General features: G+C 61.0%; 1 protein-coding gene and 1 pseudogene. Both read left to right on the top strand.

Features of this window, described 5'->3' with window-relative positions; all coding sequences use genetic code 11:
- Positions 1–22: 22 nt before the first annotated feature.
- A pseudogene (locus GSQ89_RS29630) lies at positions 23–1,456 on the top strand (IS1380 family transposase).
- 497 nt (positions 1,457–1,953) lie between these two features.
- A partial coding sequence (locus GSQ89_RS29635; protein ID WP_216856474.1) for a hypothetical protein occupies positions 1,954–2,165 on the top strand: 212 nt, incomplete at its 3' end.

A 2,165-nucleotide genomic window follows, 5' to 3' on the forward strand; every position in this document is an offset into this window, starting at 1 on the left:
CAATCCGCGAGCAACACCCGCCATGACCGACGATACCCTTCTTTCGTTCGATTTCCCAGCCGTCGGACGCAAGAAAGTCGTTGCGGCATTTGACGGCGGGCGCCTCACCTCCGACGGCGGCGTGATGTTGCTGGCCGCGGTGGAACGCGGCCTGGGCATCGCCCGAATATTGGCCTCGCTGATCCCCGACCGCCGCAATCCGGTGCTGGTGACCCACAGCGTCGAGGACATCCTGCGTTCCCGCATGCTGGCCATCTCCGCGTTTCGGCACGTTCACGTGCCGTGAACGAAACGCGTGATCTCGTGTGGTTATGAGGACGCCGATGACCTTGATCATCTGCGCACCGATCCCGGCTTCAAGCTGGCCTGCGGGCGGCTGCCCGACAGCGGTGCGGATCTGTGCTCGCAGCCGACCCTGTCGCGCTGGACCGCGTTTCGGCGAGTTGGCTCGCGCCAACGAAACGCGAACTGCGAGAACACCCCCGATCTGCGCAGCGTGATCCGCATGACCTACGCCATGGTCGATCTTTATTGTGCCAGCTATCCGCAGCCGCCGCGCGCGGTCACGTTGGACATCGACGACACGGTCGATGTCGTGCATGGCCATCAGCAATTGTCGCTGTTCAATGCCCATTACGATGAGCGCTGCTTCCAGCCGATCCATGTCTACGACACCGCGACAGCCCGCCCGGTGGCGGTGCTGCTGCGCCCCGGCAAAACGCCGTCCGGGGCGGAGATCAGTCGCCATCTGCGCCGTCTGGTGCATCGCATCCGCCGTCATTGGCCGGCCACGCGGCTGACCATCCGCGGTGATGGCCATTACGGACGCCCCGAGGTGATGGCCTGGTGCGAGGCGAACAAGGTCAATTATATCCTAGGTTTGCCCGGCAACAGCGTGCTGGACAGCCTGGTTGAACCGGTGGCCGATGCGGTCAGGGTCAACCGTGCCATCAACGAAGCCTATGGGGTGCGCCGCTATACCGAGACCCGCTACGGCGCCAAATCCTGGTCGCGCGAACGCCGCGTTGTTGCGCGGATCGAGGCCACGACGAAAGGGCTGGACATCCGCTATGTCGTCACCAACCTCAGCACCGGCAGCGCCGAATGGCTCTACCACACGCTGTATTGCGCTCGTGGTCAGGCGGAGAACCTGATCAAGCTGCACAAGACCCAGCTTGCCTCGGATCGCACCAGCTGCCGCGATCCGCGCGCCAACCAGGTGCGCCTGGTGCTGCATACCGGGGCTTACTGGCTGATGCTGAAGCTGCGTGACGCGATTCCCCAGCCGCAGCCGCTGGCGCGCGCCGAGTTCACGACGCTGCGGATGCGGTTGCTGAAGGTCGCCGCACGGGTGATCGAGACCGCTTCACGCGTGCGCATCGCCTTCGCCGCCGCCTGTCCGGACGCCGCACTGTTCGCCAGTCTGGCCCGCACCCTGCAACCCGCAGGACCGTGACTGACGGGGCGTGTGCCCCGAAATCGCCCGAGCCCGATAACCTCCAGCGTCTGCCAATTCTGTCCTGAACGCGTGATGAAATAGGCCCACGCCGTCGCGCGTCCGCAGTTCAGGACGGCCGAGCGGCCTCAACACCGTGAATAAGATGGGTTAGCTGGTCCTGACCGCACATCGCGCTCCTGCCGCAGGTTGATCTGCTGCCGTCACGGGTGAAAGGGAATCCAGGGGCGTCGTTGGCTTTTTTTCAGCAGCCTGATAGATTATGGTAAGTCTCATACCGTAACGGCTCACACGTACTAAGTTCCCTTGACGAGGCGTTGAACTGCAAGGCACGATTGTTTATCAACCGTCCAGTAGGATCGTTCACAAAATATGGCATTGGAGCATATAATTCGACGGCTATGCTGAAGCGATCGGTCCAAATTTTTGATATTTGTTCAAACTATACCGGAAGAAAGATGCGATACGTTCCCCCTTTTGCCGCTCTGAAATCATGGATGAGCCGTCATGCCGCCCCTGATAATGTCCATCTGATGGCCATCTACGACGATGTCGTCGACGTATTGAAGAAATTCCTCGAAGCAGTTCCGGTCGATGAGGATTGGTATTTGGCCGAATATCCGGCGATCGGCGGCTTCGTGAAACGCACACCGACAGAATCCGCATCCTCCCATTTCTACAAGCATGGATATTTTGAAGGACGAAAGCC

The sequence above is a fragment of the Acidisphaera sp. S103 genome (assembly GCF_009765975.1).
In the GTDB taxonomy this organism is placed as follows: Bacteria; Pseudomonadota; Alphaproteobacteria; order Acetobacterales; family Acetobacteraceae; genus Rhodopila.